Source organism: Acinetobacter sp. AS5 (assembly GCF_048957595.1).
Lineage (GTDB): Bacteria > Pseudomonadota > Gammaproteobacteria > Pseudomonadales > Moraxellaceae > Acinetobacter.
The window spans coordinates 1-4,013 of sequence record NZ_JARDAL010000098.1 but is presented as its reverse complement, the minus strand read 5'-3'; the positions used below and the strand labels follow the sequence as shown (position 1 = coordinate 4,013).

Below are 4,013 nucleotides of genomic sequence, written 5' to 3'. Positions count from 1 at the left end.
CGCTCATAGCTCAGCTGGATAGAGCACTTGGCTACGAACTAAGGGGTCGGGAGTTCGAATCTCTCTGAGCGCACCAACTTGAACAATTAACCGCACATGTTGCGGTTTTTTTGTGTCTAAAATTTACAGAAATACTAGACATCACGTGCTAAAAATAAGTCTCAGGCGAGTGAATAAAAATAAAGGCAGTCGTGATGAGAAAAATCATTGTCCAGGAATTTTTGACCCTCGATAGCGTGATGCAAGGGCCAGGCGGCCCAAAAGAAGATATATCTGGTGGTTTTCAATATGGTGGCTGGGTGGCGCCGTATTTTAACGCGGAACCAGATCCGGCATTTGATGTCATCATGCAAAAATGGATGCAGCCCTCCGATATTCTTTTAGGGAAACATACTTTTCAGATTTTTGAATCTTACTGGCCCACACATACTGAAGACTGGCCGGGAATTAATGATGTCAATAAATATGTTTTTTCTACCAGTCTGGAGCATTCCGACTGGCAAAATACCCTTTTTCTGAAAAGCATTGATGAGATAATCAAGCTTAAAGCAGCGGGAGAGGGGGATATTCGCGTATATGGTAGTGCTGCAGTGGTACAGGCGCTTTTCAAATATGAGCTTGTGGACGAACTTCGTCTGCTGACTTTTCCAATCATTCTGGGTGTTGGCAAACGCCTGTTTAGTTATGAAGCAATACCCGCCGCTTTTCAATTGATAGATCATCTGGCCAGCTCAAATGGTATTGTATTTACGCATTATCAAAGGGTAGGAGCAGTAAAGACTGGAACAATAGGCGAGTGATAAAGCATACAAGGGTGATGACGGTCGTTTTATATTTGAATTCTATTCTGGCTGAATACCTGGTTGAGAATACTTAAGGCTGACCCATTGTGTGGTGCTGGAATTTTTCGGAAAATCCAGCTTTCTGGTTGAATTAATTAAGTGCTTTTAGCTCTAAATCCGCAGAAGTTTTCAGCAGAAAACTATAAATTCTGATACATCGTTTAATTACTGTACATTCAGTTGTGATTTTATTAAAAAACACTTAACAAGACTAAAAAAGCTCGTATAATGCACCCCATCAAGACGTCGCGCTCATAGCTCAGCTGGATAGAGCACTTGGCTACGAACTAAGGGGTCGGGAGTTCGAATCTCTCTGAGCGCACCAATCTTGATAAGAATTCTGAAAAAACCGCACAGTGATGCGGTTTTTTTACGTCTGTGATTTTTAACTATTTTTCATATAAAAAACCAATAACTCTCTGCTTCCTGCTCATCTTAATTTCTGCTGCACTTTCAGTGCATAAACGGTATTGCCACCTACCGCAGGTAAAACATCGTGATAGGGCATGCTGCGCATGGCTCTTAATAAGAATGGCGCCTGATCGTGAATCTTCATGCTGCTGGTAATTTGAAATAAGGTACCTTGTGACTGCGGCAATAAGCGCATGCCACCTTTCACAAACTTCAAGTCGCCACCATTAGCATTAAACTGGTTTTGCAGGGAATCAGGCTGGTAAAAACGCATCTTGAAGTTAAATGGAATCTGAATCACTCCTAAACCGACCGACACCTTATAGTTGGCATCTATATTCTGGGCATTGACCGGATTCAGTTCGACTTTCTTGATCTGCCGGGGGAAAAGCTGCTGGGTTGCTTCAGCTGCTAACCACGGCCGCAATTTTTCGACCGGATTCGGAAAATATTGATAGGTGCTGCTAAATCTTAAATTTTCTGAGAATTTTCCTTCTTTGATCAGATAGTTCGGCAAAATGAAACTGACCGGTTGCCCTGATTTTTGGCTGATCTGGGCAATTTTTTGTAGCTGTTGAGGGTTCAATCTCAGTTGCGGAATCGGAGTTGCTAGTGCTGCTGTATGCTCGGTTTTAAAGCGTTGTTGTAGTGCTTCCAGCAGAAATGCATTGGTACTCGGCGGAATGCCGAGTTTGGCTTCAGGCAGCGCATTCAGGATTTTACTGAATAAAAAGCCTTTAGGCTGATTTAGGTCGCCCCATTGGGTGACAGTCACCAGCGTTTTATGCGGACCCAGTGCAAACCATTCCAGTTTTCCCGCACCATAGGGAATTGGCGCATCAATAATTAAAGTACTGATGCTGTTTTCACCCAGATGATGCTGCATCACTACAGTTTCTTTAAAGTTCAACACCGGAATTGGGGTCGGGATATGAACCTGATATTTAACCTGCTGAATCGAACCCTGCTGCTCCAGCACTTTGGCCGACTTTAAGGTCGGAAACAGGCCGACATAATTCGGATAATGGCGCAGCAATTTTTCAACTTGAGCTTCAACCACAGGCAATACCACAGCCGCACTATAAAACTGTGTCTTGCTGGCTGCATTACTGTTTAAGGTAGGAAGCTGGGTTTTACTGGTTGGATGCGCATAAATCAGAATCCGCTCGCCGGTTAATTCTGCCAGTTGCTGGACATTGCCTTGATAAGCACTCAGACTGCTTGGTATTTCGGCATTCCAGGGAATAATCTTGGCCAGTGCTGGAGCAGAAACTGCCAAACAAACACCGATGAGCATGCATTGCTTTAATCCTTTCATTCAACATCCTGTTGTGTATTTTTTGTTTTAATTGCTATTTATTTAAAACCAAATGCACATATTTCCAAAGCAAAGTTATGTAATTGATGCGACAGGCCATAAGCGCTGTGGATATTTTGGTATAGTATTGGGCAAGATTTTATTTTTGATGTGATGCTATGACTGAGTCAGCACCGACTTTATCGACCCGTTATTTTCTGACTTTAGAAGAATCTCAGGATGGTTTTGCCTTGGCGACGTTTGGCAAGAAGCAGATTTCACGTTTTCTGACCCCTTTGGTCAGTATCGGGATCATCATCTGGGGTTTCTCGATGGGCTTTGATGGCGTTGGACGTTATTACGTGGCTTTGGGTGCATTCTTCCTGATCCTGCAAGGCATCATGCGTTACTGGTTCCTGCCGATGATGTTTAAACGCCAGTTTGTTAAATATCAGTTTGGTAAAAGCGAACAGGGTATTGATTTGTATCAGGACTATGCGGAAATTTTTACCAATGATCGTAGCAAGCTGGTGCCATATAGCGAAGTTCAGAATTTTGCTGTCGGTAAACTGACTTATATGCTGGAATTGAAAAACCGTACCGTCGTGATCGTACCGAAGCGTGCTTTTAAGGACGGCACTGAACAGAGTATGTTCGAGCATACATTTAAAAAATAATTCAGATATCTATAAAAGGAAAAGGGAAGTTTTGATCATGAGCACACGTCCATCCAAAATCGTTTGTGTGGGTCGCAGTTATGCCGATCATGCCAAAGAACTCGGCAATGCGATCCCTGATCGTCCGGTATTGTTTATTAAGCCTCCGAGTGCCTTAAGTTCGCCTGAAGCAGGCATTGAATGGAATCCGGAATGGGGCAACTGTCATTATGAATGTGAACTCAGCTTGCGTATTGACCGGACTTTAAGCAAAGAAAGCGATCCTGTGAAAGCACTTGAAGCTGTGGGTGCGGTGACTTTAGGTCTGGACTTAACTTTGCGTGATTTACAGGATGATCTCAAGAAAAAAGGCCAGCCTTGGGAACGTGCCAAAGCCTTTGATGGCTCTTGTCTGTTGTCGGATTGGGTACCTGTCGCCGATGTAGTCACTGACTGGAAAGATGTGCATTACACACTTGAAGTCAATGATGAACTACGTCAAAAAGGCGATACTGCTTTATTGATATTTGATATTGCGACCTTGCTGGCTGACATCAGTCAGTTCTTTACTTTGGAAGAAGGTGATGTGGTGATGACCGGTACACCGGCAGGCGTTGCGGCCTTACATTCAGGCGATCAACTGAAAATGACCCTCAAAGGGCAGTCTCAGGATTATGTCTGGACGACTTTTGTGAAATAACCAAGATTTTGAATCAAAGGAGCCAATGGGCCACTGCTGTCCCACAATTTTTACAAGAGGAAGCTCATTTAAGCTTCCTCTTGTTTGATGGGGACTTTATCGGGTGA

At 43.5% G+C, this 4,013-nt stretch carries 4 protein-coding genes and 1 tRNA gene; 4 read left to right on the top strand and 1 reads right to left on the bottom strand.

Annotated features, from left to right (window positions below; all coding sequences use genetic code 11):
- Positions 1-194: 194 nt before the first annotated feature.
- The gene (locus PV763_RS17085) at positions 195-800 is read left to right on the top strand and encodes a dihydrofolate reductase family protein (RefSeq protein ID WP_420938255.1); all 606 of its coding nucleotides are present in this window, start codon (positions 195-197) and stop codon (positions 798-800) included.
- A 290-nt stretch (positions 801-1,090) separates the two neighbouring features.
- Positions 1,091-1,167, top strand: a tRNA-Arg gene (locus PV763_RS17080).
- A gap of 105 nt (positions 1,168-1,272) precedes the next feature.
- Here PV763_RS17080 and PV763_RS17075 read toward each other — a convergent pair.
- Positions 1,273-2,571, bottom strand: a complete 1,299-nt coding sequence (locus PV763_RS17075) for an SRPBCC family protein (protein WP_420938254.1) — start codon at positions 2,569-2,571, stop codon at positions 1,273-1,275.
- A gap of 158 nt (positions 2,572-2,729) precedes the next feature.
- Here PV763_RS17075 and PV763_RS17070 point away from each other — a divergent pair, with 158 nt between their 5' ends.
- A complete protein-coding gene (locus tag PV763_RS17070) occupies positions 2,730-3,227 on the top strand; it encodes a YcxB family protein (RefSeq protein WP_004281456.1) in 498 nt (165 codons plus the stop codon).
- Positions 3,228-3,264: 37 nt separating this feature from the next.
- Complete coding sequence (locus tag PV763_RS17065; RefSeq protein WP_420938253.1) at positions 3,265-3,906, top strand: fumarylacetoacetate hydrolase family protein; 642 nt, start codon at positions 3,265-3,267, stop codon at positions 3,904-3,906.
- Positions 3,907-4,013 lie beyond the last annotated feature (107 nt).